Annotated in this window: 2 protein-coding genes; one reads left to right on the forward strand and one right to left on the reverse strand. The window is 34.1% G+C overall.

Annotation, left to right across the window (positions count from 1 at the left end; all coding sequences use genetic code 11):
* Positions 1 to 14 precede the first annotated feature (14 nt).
* Positions 15 to 470 (reverse strand): RDD family protein, encoded by a 456-nt coding sequence (locus tag V7183_RS25670; protein WP_335361302.1) that lies wholly within the window; start codon positions 468 to 470, stop codon positions 15 to 17.
* 131 nt (positions 471 to 601) lie between these two features.
* Here V7183_RS25670 and V7183_RS25675 point away from each other — a divergent pair, with 131 nt between their 5' ends.
* Positions 602 to 1,033, forward strand: a complete 432-nt coding sequence (locus tag V7183_RS25675) for a DUF3997 domain-containing protein (RefSeq protein ID WP_335361303.1) — start codon at positions 602 to 604, stop codon at positions 1,031 to 1,033.
* Positions 1,034 to 1,135 lie beyond the last annotated feature (102 nt).

Consider the following 1,135-nt stretch of genomic DNA (forward strand, 5'->3'; position numbering starts at 1 on the left):
GTTTCTTACTATGATTAAACGAGACTCATCACTTTTGTCTTGGCAACTAAATCATGAAATCCTCTATTATCCTCGCGGAACAACATCATGTACACATTGCATACTGCAGGAATTCCAAGTAGCAATATGTTTGGTAATAACAATACAAAGAACCGTACGATTAACGTTTGTATCGTTAACGTTTCACTTGTTAGTGATATAAGTTTTGTCCTTGTTATTTTTTTACCAATTGTACAACCGTTCCAAACAAATGGCACAAAAATAAAGTAGATGGCCATTAATATAAAAACAAGTGTAATATCATATCGATAATCACCTAAACTTATATTAAAACGATTGAAAATAGCACCATAATTTCCTGTTATAATGGCCACAATAGCACCATACATAACCGATATGAAAAACATATCAATAATGGAGGCACCAATGCGATTCATTACCACCGCTGGACGATGCACCTTTAACTTCATTTTATGTCGACTCCTTCGTATCCTTCTTTACCCGTTTCATCGTACCATTTCTAAAAAACATTGTAAACTGGCGTTTCTTTTCCTTTTCTTGTACAATGTGTTACAACAGCATTGTAAAGGGGGTTCTCATATTGAAGCGGTGGATAATCCTATTTTTCACTATATTATTAGCAGGTTGTGCAGGGGACATAAACCATTCAGCTTACACCATCAATGATGAATATGAACTGATAAATACTTCCGGAAATGCATTTGAACTTTTCCCAAAGCAAGATGCTGTATATGCCACACAATATATCCCAGCAAAAGTCACAGAAATCGCCTGGGATGATAGATATATTATTGCAAAACAAATTGAGGAAAAATCAGATCCAAACAATCCCGAAGCAACGATGACAAATAAACAAAACGAGCATTATTGGATTATTGACGTAAAACATAATAAACGTTTTGGGCCTTATAATGAAAAACAATTCCTAGAACAAAAAGATGCCTTTAAGATCAAAAAACAATTTCAAACTGTAGAAACGTATGTGAAAGAATTCAAAAAAGAGTCAGCCTAAGCTTAAAGCTGACTCTTTTTTACTGCAAACAGGCCCGTTCCTCACCTACTATACTAAGATTCTTTTTCATAGTAGAAAATCACCATATAAATCCATTTTCAT

The sequence above is a fragment of the Bacillus sp. JJ1127 genome, assembly GCF_036965845.1.
Classification (GTDB): Bacteria; Bacillota; Bacilli; order Bacillales; family Bacillaceae_G; genus Bacillus_A.

What these genes read in the sequence shown, in the direction of transcription:
- V7183_RS25670 (WP_335361302.1), bottom strand. Translation starts at nt 470, where the DNA reads ATGAAGTTAAAGGTGCATCGTCCAGCGGTGGTAATGAATCGCATTGGT.